Here is a 289-nt window from a genome sequence, read left to right on the forward strand (position 1 = left end):
CCGTTTGCCCGAAGCAGGATGCGCATATTACGCTCCTCAGTTTTAATGTCAACACTTAATCTTATATAAAAGTAAGTGTTTTATAAAACCTTATTTTTTACCTTAATCGGCTTATTTACTAAGCAATCAAGTTAAAAAATAGTGTTTCATAAAAAGCCCGATTCTTATGAATCGGGCTTCTCTTAATAGAAACCTAGCAATGTCCTACTCTCACATGGGAACTCCCACACTACCATCGGCGCAACTGCGTTTCACTTCTGAGTTCGGAATGGGATCAGGTGGGGCCACA

General features: G+C 39.8%; 1 rRNA gene. It reads right to left on the bottom strand.

Annotation, left to right across the window (positions count from 1 at the left end):
* Positions 1–191: 191 nt before the first annotated feature.
* Positions 192–289: ribosomal RNA gene (gene rrf / locus ASU03_RS19595) — 5S ribosomal RNA — on the bottom strand; the annotation flags it as partial.

It is taken from the genome of Colwellia sp. TT2012 (genome assembly GCF_001440345.1).
Lineage (GTDB): Bacteria > Pseudomonadota > Gammaproteobacteria > Enterobacterales > Alteromonadaceae > Colwellia.